Genomic DNA, 17369 nt, shown 5'->3' with positions numbered 1-17369 from the left:
GTCTCAATTTGAAGGCTGCTTTTTTATTTTCATTTACGCTTTTGCTTAAATGCGGCCAAGATAATGAGCAAGGCGATGCATGTAAAACCTCCAGCAATAAGAGGGTTGATCTCCACATGATATTGATCGATGATGATTCCACCAACAGTTGAACCAATAGCCATACCAACATGAACCCCTGAATTATTTAAACTTTGTTGAATATCAGATGTTTCTGGCGCAGCAGATACAAGATAGCTCTGGATAGCGGGCTGCAAAGACCAACTTAATAAATTCCATAACAATAGTGCACAAATAAACAAAGCAAGAGAAAACTGCAAATACGGGATAAGGATAATCGTAACAATAAAAGCAGAAAGTACGATGATAATAGATCGTTTCGCACCTAAGCGATCCGTAATCTGCCCACCTAAAAAACTCCCACACACAGCAACGATACCAATAATAAGGTAAATCAAACTAAGCGAATTACCAGTAATACTCATCGTCTCACTAAGAAAGGGTGTTAAATACGCATATAGACTCATATGACCGGCAAAAAAGAGAATCGATGTCAGTTGAACGAGTACAATCTTTCTATTTTTTAATGCTTTCAACTGTTCCTTTAAAGGTAAACCTCTTTTCGCCTCTATTGGACCTAATGCAAAATAAACAACAATCATGATGATTAATGTCAGAATCGAAATAAACAAGAACGGCGCTCTCCAGCTAAATTCATTCCCTAACCACAAACCGAATGGAATCCCAAAAACAAGGGACGCACTGACCCCCATCAGTACAATACCAATCGCTCTCGCTCGATATTTCTCACCACTAATTTGTGAAGCAATCGTGAGACATAATGAAATAAGAAGAGCCGCACACATAGCCGATAATACTCTTCCAACCAACAAAGATACATAACCATCCATAACGACGATCATTAAATTAGATAAGAAGAAAACAAAGAGAACGAATAGAAATAACCGCTTTCTCTCTATCTTCGCTGTTAAAGATAATAGTACAGGACCAGATATGGCAAAGCTTAAAGAAAACAAGGAGATTAACATTCCCACTTCACCAAGCGACACACCTAAATCAGTTGCAATAAGTGGCAAGATGCCCGCAATAATTAACTCAACCAAACCGACAATAAAAGTAATTATGGTTAGTAAATACACTCTTTTATCCATCTGACCTTCCCTCCACGCAAAAAGGCAGCGCTCCCTATAAAAGCGGGAGGCGCTGCATTCAAACATATTCTATGCGAATTCGCTAACATGACGCCCATAGCCATGTCGCCATTATTCATTTATAAACAAAAATAATTTATCATTTTGTACATGGATTGTCAATCACTCACTTTTTCTTCTTACCAAACACTTTTACACCCATTATCCAAAAAATAATCATTAAAATTGTACTGACAATTAATACAGGAATTGCTCCAAACTGAATAATAAATGGAACGGCTGCAGCTGTAATAAGCCCGCCACCTACCATCGGTTCAAATACAATTTGTTTATAGCCAAAGGCATTGAGTGCTGGCGATTTGTTCTCTGGATCGACTGTTTTCATTAACATAATTCCTGTTGCCGCCACACCTGTAGACTGTCCGAAATCTCCCAATCCTCGTTCAAACCAATACTCAGGTATCATACGAGGACCTAGATATAAGAATAACCCTACATTCAAGACAATTCCAGCAATCGCTAAAATAATGAACGGAATGAAATTCTCACCAATAACCTGTAGACTAAGTGAAGCCATCGCACTAATGATTAGGAAATCAAGAGCTACACCTTGAATACGATTAATTAATTCGCGATCAACCAATTGATAACGATCAAATTTGGATAAGAATAATTGTAACAATATTCCTCCTATCATGGCGAACGGAAATAATGGAACATATTCAAATAAATAAACACCTATAGCTTGCCCATAAGTAACAGCCTCAAGCCATTGAAACGCTTCCAATAATAAAAACCCAATAAAAATAGATAACCCAACAAATCCAATATGAAGCGTTAACGGCTCAATAGACATCGGCGAAGTTGTTTGCAAACCCGCTGATGAACGATTATCGACTTTAATAATACCTGACTGCTCCTCTACAGAAATCTCATCAGGGTGACTCAATGTTTTAGATTTGCCATTACGTGCTCCCCAATTGATTAAAATCATCCCTACGATGATACCTGCAAGAATACCGACTGTCGACAAACCAATTGCCAAATCATAACCTTCTTCAAAACCTAAAGAAGTAAATGTCCCTTGTAAACCCGCGGCTGTTCCATGCCCACCAACAAAGGCAATCTCAATTAAGGCGCCTGCAGCAGGACTAAGTCCAAAAAGAGGTGTAATGATGGTGATAGCAAGTAAAATACCCACTACATATTGGGCAAAAGAGAGTGTATAACCTAAAGCAATATGCGGCCCACCAATCCGCCACATTTTTTTGGGATTAGGTAATTTAAACCCTATAAAAAGACACGCAAAAACAATATTAATTAAAAGACCCGGCAGACTAGCCCAAACTTCGACCATCTCAGATGTAAAAATTCCACCTTCAAGTCCAAATAGCCTTCCTAGTATTTCTGGTCCTAATATAAGTGCAATAAAACCCGCAATTAATGATGTTGGTAAAAACAACCTTTGAAGTAATTTCACTTTAATTCTTACCCATTTACCAAGCACTAAAATAATCGCCAGGATAAGAACTGAAAAAGCTGCAATCGTTAAGTCCATTTATTCATCCCCTTTGTATTTCATTTAATTTCCCCATTTTTCTTCTAAGGAAACCTATAGAGAGTGACCCGTGAATTATACTACATGCCGAATAAACTTGTCACACGAGAGGATAAATAAAAAAATTCCATCTATTCAGAGACAACCGAAGTACTACCGTTTCCAAAAGAGAGCTAAATAAAAGAAGGGCTATTGTGGGCTTTTTCCATACAAACCGTTTGAGGAGAAACAGCAAAGAAGAGTAAGTGATTCGATATCACTCACTCTTCTTTCGGCCGCCATTTACTTGTCGGGTAAAAACGCTGTTGTAAAGATTTCTTCTGCAGCGAACTTCTCATCCACCAATCCTAAATCATATAGCTGGTCAATCAGCGTCCCCCAACGCTCTTCTGACATCGTGCCGATTCCATTTGCAGCTGCATCCATTCCATAAACAAACTCTGCTTGTGATTCTGCTTCAAATTTTAGAGAGGCAAGTTCTATGTCTGGATTATCTTTTTGAATCAACTCATTGATTTCTTCATATGAACCTTCGTATAAATTCCATCCCTCTATAAAAGCAGTCGTAAAAGCTTCAACCGTTTCTTTATTGTTTTCCAAGTAATCTTTTGTCACGTATAAGACAACATTATAAGGATCATAACCTGCGTCCGAAACTAATTTCGTTTCTACATCAATCCCCTCTAATTGCATAAAGTAAGGTTCTGATGTTAGGAATGCTTGTGTAACAGAATCCTTCTCATCAACAAAGTTCACATGTTGTCCGGAATATGCCAATTCTTCGACACCACTGAGATCATATTGTGTTTTTAAATACTCCCAGTATACAATGCCCGGCTGCACATAAACTTTTCTTCCATTTAACTCAGCAAAGTCAGCAATACCCTTGCCTTTATGAAACATAAATGCTTGCGGACTCCCTTGCATGACGGTAGCTACAGCGACTAATTCAATGCCTTCGTTTCTAGCCATCACAATTTGATCGCCATGTGCTAAACCAAAATCAGCCTTTCCAGATGCGACCATATTAATTGAGGATACTTGTGGTCCCCCAGGTTCAATCATTACATTTAAGCCATTTTCTTCAAAAAGACCATTTTCCTCTGCGGCATAAACACCCCCATGCTGTGCTTTGGCAAACCAGTTTAAGACCAACTTAACATCCTTTACCTCTCGCTCTCCTTCTTCTACAGCACTATTCGTTTCTTCTCCTCCACAAGCAGCGAGTACAATCAATACTAAAACACTTAAAATTACCCATTGAACAAGTCGATTTGATTTCATATCTCTTCCCCTTTTTATCCAAATATTCAGTTATTTTAACATGCATTTACCTTTCCGATTTTATCGCTGATTCATGCCAAGACCGTAGCAATAAACGGGATACCCAGCTTACTAATAGATAAAATCCGATACCAAAAATAGCACCTGATATGGCACAAGCAAATAGATAAGGTGTTTTTAACTGAACAGCAGCAACAGTTATCGCATAACCTAATCCCCCTTTTCCTCCACCGATTCCAGCAATATACTCTCCTGTAATCGCTCCAACAATTGCTAATGTACAAGAAACTTTCAAACCAGAAACAATGTATGGGAGAGCAGCTGGAATACGAAGCTTCCACATCGTTTGCCATTTAGAAGCATTATATAATGTGAATAAATCACTCATATTTTTATCAACCGAATGCAGGCCCATCAAAGTGTTGGATACGACAGGAAAAAAGCCAATTAAAAAAGCAATCATTACGATGGAGTTAAAACCTGATCCAAACCAAATGACAACAATTGGAGCAATCGCCACAACTGGAATCGTTTGTAATATAACTGCATATGGATAGAGGCTAATTTCTAGTATTCTTGAACTGGCCAATAGCACGGAAACAGCAATACCAATGACCGCACTTAAGAGAAAACCAATTACTGACTCAAAAATAGTTATTCTAATCGCTGGCCATAAGAGATGCCAATCTGTAATGGCAGCAGTGAGGACATCGGTTGGTTTCGGTAATAGAAAAGGTTGAATTTGCAGAATCGTAGGTATGAGTTGCCATAACCCCATAAAGACAAGAAACGCGATTACTGGTCCAACAATTGAACCTTTTAGATAGTTATTTCTCTTTTTATTTGTTTGCTCTAGAGGACTTGTGATTGTTTTTGATGAAGCAGTTTGAATCGCCATTCATCAAGCCTCCTTTCTACCCATGCTATGCTCTAAACTTTTAGCTGCCTTGTCTACATACGCATTAAATTGGTTGTTTACTCGGTTTCGTGGATACGGTAAATCCACATCGATCATGGTAACTAACCTTCCCGGACGTGCGGACATAACGGCAATTTTTGATGAAAGATATACAGCTTCATAGACATTGTGTGTAACAAATAAGATGGTTGCTTTCTCTTTTTGCCATATTTGCAAAAGATCCATTTGCAATGTTTGTCTAGTCATTTCATCTAACGCAGCAAACGGTTCATCCATTAACAATAATTTAGGCTTAGCAGCAAGAGCTCGAGCAATGGAAACCCTCATTTTCATGCCCCCAGAAAGTTGGCGAGGATAAGCGTGCAAATAATCCTTTAAGCCAACCATCTCTAACACCTCGACTGCGCACTCTTTTCTTTTCTCTTTATTAATCCCCCGTATCTCAAGGGGAAGAAGAACATTATCAAGCACAGTACGCCATGGAAGTAAGTTAGCTTCTTGAAAGACATAAGCAATGTCATTCGAATGCTTGATTACATCCTTAGGACTTTGGTTAAAAACTTTCACTCGACCATTTGTCGCCTCCCCTAAACCAGCAACCATTCGTAAGGCAGTCGATTTTCCACAACCAGAAGGACCTAGAAAACTAATAAACTCTCCATCTGCTATTGATAAATCAAACTGACTCAAAGCCACTGTTCCTGACTGATACACTTTATCAACATGTTGGAAAGAGACAACTTCTTCCTTAACTACTTCCATGTCACACCTCTCCTTTTCAATAGGAAATAAATCACATTTGATGTCACAAAAACTAACGTGAATTTATACTCTCATTATATATGGTACCTTTCTTATACACATTAGACAGACAGTACAAACTTAAATATTATTTTTGTCTATCATGACTAAATTAAGTTTTTTATTGTAAGATTATCTAACAAAAAAAAGAAACTAATGTTATAGGCGGCCCAAAAGGTTCATCGTTTATTACTCATCCTTTTGGCTCTTGAAGTCTGTTACAGGCGAATGTGGCAATATCTTGAGCTTTAACTTAGCCTGAACTCGCGCCAATATAAAATCTGATAAAAAGAAGTAAAAAGGCTTTAAAATCTCGCTTTTTGATGTCTAACTAACGAAGTACATATTGGAATATGTAAGTAGATTGGTGCTGTATGCAGTTCTTCTGCTCTTTTTTGGTTTTTACGTGTATTTTCGATTTACGTGCAGTTCTTCTGCTTTTACTCCTGGCTTTTGCGCGTATTTTCGATTTGCGCGCAGTTCTTCTGCTTTTCCTCTTGGCCTTTGCGCGTATTTTCGATTTGCACGCAGTTCTTCTGCTCTTCCTCTTTGCTTTTGCGCGTATTTTCCATTTGCGCGCAATTCTTCTGCTCTCCCTCTTGGCCTTTGCGCGTATTTTCGATTTGTGCGCAGTTCTTCTCCTTTTACTCCTGGCCTTTGCGTGTATTTTCAATTTACGCGCAGTTCTTCTCCTTTTACTCCTGGCCTTTGCGTGTATATTCGGTTTGCGCGCAATTCTTCTGCTCTTCCTCTTGGCCTTTGCGCGTATTTTCGATTTGCGCGCAGTTCTTCTGCTTTTCCTCCTGGCTTTTGCGCGTATTTTCGATTTGCGCGCAGTTCTTCTGCTCTTACCCCTGGCCTTTGCGTGTATATTCGGTTTGCGCGCAATTCTTCTGCTCTTCCTCTTGGCCTTTGCGCGTATTTTCGATTTGCGCGCAGTTCTTCTGCTTTTCCTCTTGGCTTTTACGCGTATATTCGATTTGCGCGCAGTTCTTCTGCACTTCCTCTTGGCTTTTGCGCGTATTTTCGATTTACGCGCAGTTCTTCTGCATTTACTCCTGGCCTTTGCGTGTATATTCGGTTTGCGCGCAATTCTTCTGCACTTCCTCTTGGCTTTTGCGCGTATTTTCGATTTACGCGCAGTTCTTCTGCATTTACTCCTGGCCTTTGCGTGTATATTCGGTTTGCGCGCAATTCTTCTGCTCTTCCTCTTGGCCTTTGCGCGTATTTTCGATTTGCGCGCAGTTCTTCTGCTTTTCCTCTTGGCCTTTGCGCGTATTTTCGATTTGTGCGCAGTTCTTCTTCTCTCCCTCCTGGCTTTTGCGCGTATATTCGATTTGCGCGCACTTCTTCTGCTCTCCCTCCTGGCTTTTGCGCGTATTTTCGGCTTGCGTGCAGTTCTTCTGCTCTTCCTCTTGGCCTTTGCGCGTATTTTCGATTTGTGCGCAGTTCTTCTACTTTTCCTCCTGGCCTTTGCGTGTATTTTCAATTTACGCGCAGTTCTTCTACTTTTCCTCCTGGCCTTTGCGTGTATTTTCAATTTACGCGCAGTTCTTCTCCTTTTCCTCCTGGCCTTTGCGTGTATATTCGGTTTGCGCGCAATTCTTCTGCTCTTCCTCTTGGCCTTTGCGCGTATTTTCGATTTGCGCGCAGTTCTTCTGCTTTTCCTCCTGGCTTTTGCGCGTATTTTCGATTTGCGCGCAGTTCTTCTGCTCTTACCCCTGGCCTTTGCGTGTATATTCGGTTTGCGCGCAATTCTTCTGCTCTTCCTCTTGGCCTTTGCGCGTATTTTCGATTTGCGCGCAGTTCTTCTGCTTTTCCTCTTGGCTTTTACGCGTATATTCGATTTGCGCGCAGTTCTTCTGCACTTCCTCTTGGCTTTTGCGCGTATTTTCGATTTACGCGCAGTTCTTCTGCATTTACTCCTGGCCTTTGCGTGTATATTCGGTTTGCGCGCAATTCTTCTGCTCTTCCTCTTGGCCTTTGCGCGTATTTTCGATTTGCGCGCAGTTCTTCTGCTTTTCCTCTTGGCCTTTGCGCGTATTTTCGATTTGTGCGCAGTTCTTCTGCTCTCCCTCCTGGCTTTTGCGCGTATATTCGATTTGCGCGCACTTCTTCTGCTCTCCCTCTTGGCTTTTGCGCGTATTTTCGGCTTGCGCGCAATTCCTCTGCTCTTCCTCTTGGCCTTTGCGCGTATTTTCGAATTGTGCGCAGTTCTTCTGCTTTTCCTCCTGGCCTTTGCGTGTATTTTCAATTTACGCGCAGTTCTTCTGCTTTTCCTCCTGGCCTTTGCGTGTATTTTCAATTTACGCGCAGTTCTTCTGCTCTTCCTCCTGGCCTTTGCACGTATTTTCGACTTACGCGCAATTCTTCTCCTTTTCCCATGCCTGTTGCGCGTTTATTTAATTTGCACGCAATAATCTATTGTAACTTGAGACTTATGCGCAAATATCATTCACACAGCAAATTTTGAGCAAATTCTCATTTTCACTGCAACTAAAAAGGTCTTTACCATCAATAAAGATGATAAAGACCTTTTTTCAGCGACCTCTTTATTCGCCAGTTCTTGCTCTTATCTACTAATATCCACTGGCAACTCCATCACCGCGAGGATCGGCTCCGCCATATTTTACACCAGTCTGTTGATTAATTTGAATAGCACCTGCATGCCCCATTACATCTGTGAAGTCTTCTAATACTTCTACTTCATGTCCTCTTTTCTCGAGCTCTAAGCAAATGGATGCACTTATTCTTCCTTCTACTTTCAAGCTGTTAGATGTTGCGCCCCATGTTCGGCCATATAACCATCTCGGTGCCTCAATGGCTGATTGAATCGGAAAATTGTAATCTATTATTCTCGTAACAAGAGCCGCTTGTGTTTGTGGTTGCCCTTCCCCTCCCATCGTTCCATAAATTAAATAAGGTTGTTCATTTTTAAATAACATCGCGGGATTTAATGTATGATATGTTCGCTTTCTTGCTTGCAGGCAATTGATATGACTTTCGTCCAAAGAAAAATAACTGCCTCGATTTTGCAGTACGATACCTGTATTTTTCGGAATAAAGCCTGATCCGAACTCATGATAAATACTTTGAATAACCGAAACTGCGTTGCCTTCTTTATCAACAACACCTAGCCAAATCGTATCCCCCTTAGGATCAAGTTGTTTTTCAAATGCCCTTACGCTAGTAAAATCAATTGATTCGGCAAGTTGGATTCCTCTTCTCAGAGACAATATTTCATCTAAAGGGATCGTAGCAAAATCCGGGTCAGTCAAGTATTGATCACGATCAACGAAAGCCCGCTTTGTTGCCTCCGCTAATAAATGATAATAGTCAGCAGAGCCTTCTTCTACGTCTGATAGTGGAAATTGATTCAAAATATTTAAGATGGATAATGATGCAAAGCCCTGAGAATTAGGTGGGACATTGAATACTTGATGATTGCGATAACGTACAGAGATTGGTTCTACCCAATTGGACTGATGATGCCTCAAATCGTCAATGGTTAACACTCCCCCGTGAAGTTGCAGGTCAGTGGTCATCAACTTCGCTAATTCACCTTCATATAAAAGCGAACCACCTTCCGCAGCTAACCCTTCTAATGTTCTTGCTAAATCAGGCTGTTTCATAATGTCACCGGCCCGATAAGAAAGACCATTTGCTTGTAAAAAAACCTTTTGAAATTCAGTAAAACGTTGGAGATGACGGAACTCATTATCCTTGTCATCTAAATTGAGATTAGTCCAATACACTTGACTAGGAGTGACAGGAAATCCATCTTTGGCATAATGAATAGATGTCTGCAATAACTCAGACCATTCAACCGTGCCATTCATATGATTCTGTGAATATTGATAGGCCTTTTCCCAACCAGCGACTGCACCAGGAACGGTATTGGCAGCCAAAGCCCCTCTTGAAGGAATCTTGCTATAACCTTGTTGTTGATAAAACGGGATTGTTGCCCCTTCGCCCGAACGACCGCTACTATTTAATGCCTTTAAGTTTTTTTGCTTCGCATCATACACAAGCCAGAAATTATCGCCACCAATCCCATTCATATGAGGGTAAACAACACCAATGGTGGATAATGCAGCAATTGCCGCTTCCACCGCGTTACCGCCAGCTTGCAATACCTTCAATCCCGCTTGAGAAGCTAAATAATGTGGCGTTGTGATCATTCCATTTGTCGCCATCGTTGTTGGACGGTACGATTGTTTGGAACTACTCATCTTTTCACCTTCCTTTTAGCAAACATCATTTCCCTAACCCATTTAATGAGAGCAATATCTTGGTGGTGATTGGCGATAAAAGAGAGGCCTATTGGCAGGCCGTCTTTATTTTCAAACGGAATAGTGACCTGCGGAAGGCCCGTTATTCCCGCGATACAAGTGAGTTGCATTAACTGGTTTCGATATTGTTCTAACTCTTCACTTGGTAAATTTTTCAACGGGGCAACGCCTGGTGCCGTAGGAATGACTAAGATACCATCCTCTTTAAGTAGCGATGAAAGCTGACCTCTAATTACATTTTGTTTTCCCAGTAGTGCTGGAAGTTCACTTGGATTTAAAGTGGATGTCCATTGAAACCTTTCGGCGATACCAGGTCCGAAAGTTGGGCGCTCCTCGTTAATCCATTCACCATGCGCTTGCCAGATTTCCGTTCCTTGAATGAGTCTAAACAACTCTGACCATTTTGCTAATCCATCAGCGGCAATGTTTACAACTTGTTTAGAGACACCTTTTAAACTGTCTAGCAATATTTCTTTGTTTTCTTCATCAATTAGCTGCCAAGCCTCTTCTGCAAAATAGACATGCGAAAAAGGGTTATCTTTTACTTCCTCATTACTTATCAGCACTTCTCCTACCTTTAATAAGGTATCTAAGTTTTGCGACATCCAGCCGATTGTGTCAAAGCTTTTAGCAAGCGGAATTACACCATTCATATTTACTTCCCCATGCGTCGGACGGAATCCAAAAATTCCACAGTAAGAAGAAGGAATACGGACAGATCCACCTGTATCAGTACCTATTGCAAAATCTACAAGTCCTGATGCAGCTGCAACAGCTGAACCGCTCGATGAACCTCCAGGAATACGGTTAGGCGAACGAGGATTAACCGGTGTACCGTAATGATAATTTTCCCCGTTTAAACTGTACATTAGTTCATCCGTATGTGTTGTACCTTGCAGGCGTGCGCCATTTTTTAATAAGGATTCTATAACTGTTGCATGTTGTTGTCCGGGTTCGTGGGTATGATACCAATGAGGATTTCCTGCAGTATTTTTGTAATTCTCGATTTCAAAAACATCCTTTATAGCAAACGTCAACCCATTAAGCGGACCACTACCTGTTGGTTCCAGTATAAGATTATCTTTCACAAAGGCACTTGCATTTTCTTTCATTCTTTTTCACCTACTCTATGTAATTTGCTATTTTTCTAGTTTTTCTAAGATTGCTTCTTTTGTTTGGTGAACATGAAGCGTTAATACATGGTGTAATGTTGCAATATCCTTTTTAATGAGTGCTTCTAGCAATTGCTCATGTTCTTTTTGAGAGATAATTAAATAGTCTAGTTTGGTAGAGTATATATTCATATATGGCTCCACCCTTCCCCAGACAATACTCAACATCTCAAGCATCGGTTTCGACTGGGCATACGTATATATCAACGTGTGAAACTGTCTATTTAACTCATTCCATTCCGCCGGTGATGTCAGTTTCCTTTCCATCTCCAATACTATTTCGCTTAACCTAGCTAACGCTACACTATCAATATGTTTATACGACCATTCCAAGGCCATTTTCTCTAATGTTAATCTAATTTCAAATAATTCAATTAATTCTTGCGATGAAAGCTGCCTAACAAAAATACTCCTCCGTTCAAAATGGACAAATCCTTCTGATTGTAATTTATTTAATGCTTCTCTAACCGGCATTGTACTGACATTCAATTGGTAGGCTAATTTTCTAATAGAAATTCTTTTACCTGGCGGGAATATACCATTCATGATGTCTTTTCGGAGACGCTTATACACTTCTTGAGATAATGTGGGGACAGTAATTACTTCGCTTTTACGCATTTATGGGATCGTCACCTCCTTTATGTGATATGTGATCACAGTTATAGCTTCTATGATACCTATCACATAGAGAGACGCAATGAATCTGTTAGAAAATATGACAAGGAAAATTTAAAACCCATTCACTATATTGAGACAAAAAAAGAATCTTCTCCTTCAGGTTGTTCTATTTCCTTATACAAATACTCTTTCAGCTTCCCTTCATATTCAACCTGTATAAAGGGGATATTGCGGAGATCATACGGAGTGATTAATGATAGCGGTTTTTCAAATTCGATGCTGTCAGTAGCGTGGATGACTGAAGCTACAAACTGAGAACAGAAGAAAGCTTTTCTCCTTTTCAAAGGTTTATTAAACAGCACACCAAATAGACCAAAGAGATTATAACGATAATCCTCCTTTTCGGATTCGATTGTAGCAATATATTGTTCCATTTTCCTCAGTTCTTCATTATTTACTGTGAAAGAATAAATGATGCAATCCGCATGTTTCAACAACCCTTTGTTAATATTCTCTACTACAAACCCACCGATAAAAGGATTCCGTGGCTTTTTCCTGCCAAAACTATATACTTTTGCTAATTCATGATCAAAGGCGATAGATGCATGATTATAACTTCTCTTTGTATAGATTTTTATCAATTTCGTAAAGTACGTACCTGTATCTGTTAGTAAAATATAAACCTTTTTGTTACTTAAACCCATAACCGTCTCTCCTCTAGCCAACGAAGGAAATATAAACAAATCCCGATAGCCACCATTTTTTCCGATTGCTTAAGATAATCATACAAATGGAATCGTGACTGATTAACTAGCTAGAGTCTAAAGTTCCGCTAGGTCTTTGGTCGTAATTCATCAAACGATACCTTTTCAGTTATTGGATGCTTCTTAGGAATGCATGGAGTGAGGGTGCGGTAATGAAGATCAAATAGAATCAGATTTCGCCTATATACCATTTTTTGAACACGTGCGATTTCTCTCTGGATGAACGCGCTAATTCCTTTGGCTCAGCTCACTTCTTAAACTCCTCACCATTTTAAGTTGTTACTAAATATGAAAACCCGAATCCTTATATATGGACTCGGGTACATCAATATTGTTTTATTTTTTCCGCATTTCCTTCTGAATTTTCCGTAAGGCTTTCTTCGAGCCGCGGTTAATATCGTGTTCCAATTTCCTTGTAGCGAAATCAGTGAATAAGGTTTCTAAATCGTAACCTTCTGGATATAGTTCCTGTGCTGGGAGATTTAAGGTAATTCGTTTAACATTTACTTCAACCATTTCTCCTTTATAGTAGACCACAACATTATAGAATTGATCCATTTCTTTGTAGATAATCGCAAAGTCATTATGATCCAATAGTTTTACTCTATCACCTTTTTTATAATCATATTTTGCTGTAATTGCTTCGCCCTTGTGTTTAGGCTGACGTACTTTATCTGGATTCACTTGCTTTAGTTGATAATCTTTATTCTCCATATAAGCTTCTGCTCGCTTTAATACGGATTCTTTCATATTCATTTTGCGAGAAATCCATAATGCGTTGCTATCTCCTGATTTCCCGATAACTAACTGATACAACGGTGATAAAGTTTCCTGATCGAATTGCATCGCTGCGTTCATAAAATCACTATGCAATTCTGAATAACGTTTGATTTCCCCATAATGGGTTGTTGCAATGGTTAGACAGCCCATATGATAGAATTCCTCTAGTATCGCAATTGCAAGTGCTGCCCCTTCATTCGGTTCAGTACCACTGCCAATTTCATCAAATAATAAAAGAGTACGATGATTGGAGGCGTTCATGATTTCCGACAAGTTTTTCATATGAGATGAAAACGTACTTAATGCATTTTCTATACTTTGATTGTCGCCAATATCAACGAAAATATGTTCAAAAATGGCGATCTCCGTTCCCTCCTTTGCCGCAATATGAATTCCTAACATCGTCGCTAAAGTTAATAACCCAATTGTTTTTAATACAATTGTTTTTCCACCGGCATTAGGTCCGGTAATGATTAAGCTTCTATAATCTTTACCAATCTCAAACTGAAGGGGTACGGCATCTTTCGGCAACAAGGGATGCTTACCATTCACTATTTTAATATAGCCATGATCATTGACCTTTGGCTGTATGCCAGCAATATGCTTACTATATTTCGCCTTCGCAAATACCATGTCATACTGGCTAATTAACTCCATATTTACTTTTATCTTTTGTAACTCTTCTACTATCATCCCAGATAGTGTCGCTAATATTCGGTATTCTTCCATCTCTTCTTCTACTTTAAGGCTTGCTAATTCTGCACTCAACTTCGAAACGGTCTGTGGTTCGATAAATACAGTAGAACCTTTCGAAGATACTTCAATAATGGCACCTGGCACTTGACCTTTATAAGAGGCTTTAATTGGAATTGTATATCTGTCATCTTTTTTACTAATAAAGAACTCTTGGATATACTTCTTATTCGTCCCATTGTTTAAAAATTTATTTAAACGCTCGTTAATTTTTTCTTCTGTCGCTTCTTTTTTAAAACGGATCTTTTTTAACTCTCTACTTGCCGAAGAATCAATTCGACTGCCTTTAATCGTAAAATTGATCTCTTCCTCTATTGTCTTCATTTCAGACATCGACTGAGCATAAGAAGCAAGCGTTGGTGCGAAAAACTCTTTACTTTCCATGAATTGTTTGATTTTGCGACAGCCTCGTAAAAAGTCGGATAAGCTAACTAAATCACTCGGTTGCAAAATAATGTCCTTATCAAGTGAATTAATGATGCTTTCAATGTTTGTAATACCTACAAAAGGAATATGACCCTCGGCATCTATGATTGCTCTGGCCTCAGTAGTTTCCTGTAAGCGGTTGTTCACCACTTTTATATTTGTACTCGGTTCTTGTTTGTCGATTAACCTTTTACCTAAACCGCTCACACAATAAGATTGCACAATTTGTTTTAGTTCGTCATATTGTAGTTTTTCAAATGTCATATTATTCAATTTCGATGCTCCTCACTCATTTTTTAATTGTGAAGACACCTACTTATTAGATTCCAAAGATTTTAAACAGAAAAAGCCGCAGGGATACCCCGCAGCTTTTACATTTATAAGGCAAGAAGACGTCATGAACCATAGCATAGCTATCCCTGTTCATCACATGCTTTATAAAGTATAGTAGGTATCTTCATAGGTTGAAATCAATCCATAACAAATATCAGGGAATCATTAAGAATTTTTTCCCCTTTTGTTATTACATTCATTTCAAATTTTAATTGCCTATTTAGAACCTACTGCACTCATAAATGCACCTCTCCAAATTCATATGGAATCTAATTACCAGTATCATATCATATCGATAAAAAGAAGTAAACATTCATCTTTTCTCTTATGAATGATTTATTCTGTCAAAATCATCAAGCAACGCACGTGCTTCATCCGTTGACTTTGTATTCATTAATTGATTTCTTAATTCTCCCGCTCCTTTAAAGCTACGAACATAAATTTTGAAAAAACGATGAAGGCCGGTATATGGGCGCAGCTCCAGCCCTGCATATTGATCATGAAGATCGAGATGCAATCTTAATAGATCCAATAATTCTTTACTACTATGCTCTTTCGCTTCCTTTTCAAAAGCAAATGGGTTTTTAAAAATACCTCGGCCAATCATTACACCGTCAATTCCGTATTTTTCTGCTAGCTCTAATCCCACTTGGCGGTCAGGAATATCACCATTAATTGTTAACAGCGTATCAGGAGCTAACTCATCACGGAGCTTTTTAATTTCCGGAATCAATTCCCAGTGTGCATCTACCTTACTCATTTCTTCTCTCGTACGAAGATGAATCGAGAGGTTGGCAATATCTTGTTTTAAAATATGTGTAAGCCAATCACGCCATTCGTCGATTTCACTATAACCGAGCCTTGTTTTAACACTAACAGGCAGTCCCCCTGCTTTTGCCGCAGCAATCAGCTCAGCAGCAACATCCGGGCGACAAATCAATCCGCTACCTTTACCGTTTCCAGCAACATTCGGAACAGGACACCCCATATTTAGGTCAATGCCTTTAAATCCTAGTTCCGCCATACCAATACTCATTTCACGAAAATTCTCAGGTCTATCTCCCCATATATGCGCCACCATCGGCTGCTCATCTTCTGTAAAGGTTAAGCGACCACGAACACTTTTTTGTCCATCAGGATGACAATAACTTTCCGAATTTGTGAATTCAGTAAAAAACACATCTGGCCGTGCTGCCTCACTAACGACATGACGAAAAACAACATCCGTCACATCCTCCATCGGTGCAAGCACAAAGAATGGGCGTGGCAACTCACGCCAAAAATTTTCTTTCATCATGTATTCAATCCTCTCACAGTGAGATATCTATTTATAAAATTTACCTTCTTCACTTATAGCATGTTTACACACTGCTTTTCAAACAACAGTTAATTTTGACATTTATAGTTTATCATATCGGGGAATAAGATGGTTTGTATAAGAAGGTCACTTTATGCCCCCTAAACGAATATGAATAAAACAATAATAAGGGAGGGGGCAATATAATGGATAAACGCGTACAATTCGACTTCGAAATAGAATTTACCAATGGGGGGAGGCTTACAAGGACAAGATTTTCGCTTGGATATTGACGAAGATACGATCTCAGATGAAGATCTAGCGGACTACATTGTAGAAGATATGAGATTGTTAATGGTGGGGACAGTGAAAATACTAAATAAAAAAATCATTCACGAAAAACATAAACGTATGAAAAGCGAGGAATAGTGTGGCCACTTAACGCTTTTCAGCCTCAAGCCTTAAACCAATATACACAAATAGCCCATACCATTTAGGAAATAATGGATATAAAATATACATAAACTTTCTCTCAGGAGGAATCTCATGTATATATCAAAAAGAATAGGCTTCTTAAGTTGGGGGATGACTTGCCTATACTTTCTTATTGAACCTTTCTTCATTTTTACCTCAACAGCGTCTTATAGCTATTTACATCATGCTATGAGTGACCTTGGTGTAACTACCTGCGGTGAATTCACTTATGCATTCGCACCTTATGAAATATGCTCCCCTCATCATGTGGGAATGAATGGACTCTTTTTGTTTAACGGATTAACCTTTTGTATCGGAGTACTATATCTCTCCCAATATTTGTGCAAATCATTGATTAATCGAATGGCAACATCGTTTATCCTTTTAATAGGCATTTCTACCTTTATCTCAGGCATAATCCCTGCTGATGTCAATTTATTAGGGCACTCTATTCTCGTATGGATCGCTATGATAACCGTATTTCCAGGCCTACTCATTTTCGCTAAGAAACTGCCAGCCATTAGAAAATGGACATATTTTTGCACAGCAAGCTTAATATCTATTACTATTCTGATTTCCCTTGTTCCACTCTTTCCTCTCCCTTCAGGATTACTTCAAAGGCTCTTTTATTTCATATTGTTTATTTGGGGAACAGTATCCACTTATCTTTTAGTAAAGCGTTCTAAATCTTTGCCTGCGTCAAACTAAGATGCAGGTTTTTCTTCA

The 17369-nt window shown here is 39.2% G+C and carries 17 protein-coding genes and 1 pseudogene; 2 read left to right on the top strand and 16 right to left on the bottom strand.

Annotation, left to right across the window (positions count from 1 at the left end):
* Positions 1–29 precede the first annotated feature (29 nt).
* From MKX83_RS04370 to MKX83_RS04295, 16 genes are all read right to left on the bottom strand, one after another.
* On the bottom strand, positions 30–1172 hold the full coding sequence (locus MKX83_RS04370) for an MFS transporter (RefSeq protein WP_095370544.1): 1143 nt from the start codon (positions 1170–1172) through the stop codon (positions 30–32).
* Positions 1173–1338: 166 nt separating this feature from the next.
* Positions 1339–2730 carry a sodium/glutamate symporter gene (locus MKX83_RS04365; RefSeq protein WP_095370545.1) on the bottom strand — a complete coding sequence of 464 codons (1392 nt, stop codon included), beginning with the start codon at positions 2728–2730 and terminating at the stop codon, positions 1339–1341.
* A gap of 282 nt (positions 2731–3012) precedes the next feature.
* Positions 3013–4014 (bottom strand): ABC transporter substrate-binding protein, encoded by a 1002-nt coding sequence (locus MKX83_RS04360; RefSeq protein WP_341054288.1) that lies wholly within the window; start codon positions 4012–4014, stop codon positions 3013–3015.
* Positions 4015–4060: 46 nt separating this feature from the next.
* Complete coding sequence (locus MKX83_RS04355) at positions 4061–4912, bottom strand: ABC transporter permease (RefSeq protein ID WP_095370547.1); 852 nt, start codon at positions 4910–4912, stop codon at positions 4061–4063.
* Positions 4913–4915: 3 nt separating this feature from the next.
* Positions 4916–5695, bottom strand: coding sequence for an ABC transporter ATP-binding protein (locus tag MKX83_RS04350; RefSeq protein ID WP_095370548.1), 780 nt, complete (start codon positions 5693–5695; stop codon positions 4916–4918).
* A gap of 441 nt (positions 5696–6136) precedes the next feature.
* Complete coding sequence (locus MKX83_RS04345; RefSeq protein WP_341054284.1) at positions 6137–6316, bottom strand: hypothetical protein; 180 nt, start codon at positions 6314–6316, stop codon at positions 6137–6139.
* A gap of 87 nt (positions 6317–6403) precedes the next feature.
* Positions 6404–6622 (bottom strand): hypothetical protein, encoded by a 219-nt coding sequence (locus MKX83_RS04340; protein ID WP_341054281.1) that lies wholly within the window; start codon positions 6620–6622, stop codon positions 6404–6406.
* Between the two features lie 75 nt (positions 6623–6697).
* On the bottom strand, positions 6698–7081 hold the full coding sequence (locus tag MKX83_RS04335; protein WP_341054276.1) for a hypothetical protein: 384 nt from the start codon (positions 7079–7081) through the stop codon (positions 6698–6700).
* A gap of 189 nt (positions 7082–7270) precedes the next feature.
* A complete protein-coding gene (locus MKX83_RS04330; RefSeq protein ID WP_341054272.1) occupies positions 7271–7489 on the bottom strand; it encodes a hypothetical protein in 219 nt (72 codons plus the stop codon).
* Positions 7490–7564: 75 nt separating this feature from the next.
* Positions 7565–7897: a hypothetical protein gene (locus MKX83_RS04325; protein ID WP_341054270.1), complete on the bottom strand. Its 333-nt coding sequence runs from the start codon at positions 7895–7897 to the stop codon at positions 7565–7567.
* A 416-nt stretch (positions 7898–8313) separates the two neighbouring features.
* Positions 8314–9966, bottom strand: a complete 1653-nt coding sequence (ggt, locus tag MKX83_RS04320; RefSeq protein WP_341054268.1) for a gamma-glutamyltransferase — start codon at positions 9964–9966, stop codon at positions 8314–8316.
* The gene (locus MKX83_RS04315) at positions 9963–11138 is read right to left on the bottom strand and encodes an amidase (protein ID WP_341054266.1); all 1176 of its coding nucleotides are present in this window, start codon (positions 11136–11138) and stop codon (positions 9963–9965) included. The genes ggt and MKX83_RS04315 overlap by 4 nt, the downstream gene beginning before the upstream one ends.
* Before the next feature lie 27 nt (positions 11139–11165).
* Complete coding sequence (locus MKX83_RS04310) at positions 11166–11816, bottom strand: GntR family transcriptional regulator (RefSeq protein ID WP_340977902.1); 651 nt, start codon at positions 11814–11816, stop codon at positions 11166–11168.
* A gap of 125 nt (positions 11817–11941) precedes the next feature.
* Complete coding sequence (locus MKX83_RS04305; protein WP_307315019.1) at positions 11942–12520, bottom strand: hypothetical protein; 579 nt, start codon at positions 12518–12520, stop codon at positions 11942–11944.
* A gap of 396 nt (positions 12521–12916) precedes the next feature.
* Complete coding sequence (locus MKX83_RS04300; protein WP_341054265.1) at positions 12917–14812, bottom strand: endonuclease MutS2; 1896 nt, start codon at positions 14810–14812, stop codon at positions 12917–12919.
* A gap of 385 nt (positions 14813–15197) precedes the next feature.
* Entirely contained in the window at positions 15198–16166 is a 969-nt protein-coding gene (locus tag MKX83_RS04295; protein ID WP_307315390.1) for a tRNA dihydrouridine synthase, read from the bottom strand.
* 209 nt (positions 16167–16375) lie between these two features.
* Between MKX83_RS04295 and MKX83_RS04290 the strand changes: the two are divergent.
* Both MKX83_RS04290 and MKX83_RS04285 read left to right on the top strand, forming a co-directional pair.
* Positions 16376–16598 (top strand): annotated as a pseudogene (locus MKX83_RS04290) (cyclase).
* A gap of 117 nt (positions 16599–16715) precedes the next feature.
* Positions 16716–17351 (top strand): DUF998 domain-containing protein, encoded by a 636-nt coding sequence (locus MKX83_RS04285; protein ID WP_328199778.1) that lies wholly within the window; start codon positions 16716–16718, stop codon positions 17349–17351.
* Positions 17352–17369: the final 18 nt, after the last annotated feature.

The organism is Cytobacillus sp. FSL M8-0252, assembly GCF_038007345.1.
In the GTDB taxonomy this organism is placed as follows: Bacteria; Bacillota; Bacilli; order Bacillales; family Cytobacillaceae; genus Cytobacillus; species Cytobacillus kochii.
The sequence above is the reverse complement of the archived record's forward strand: the minus strand, read 5'-3'. Positions and strand labels throughout refer to the sequence as shown.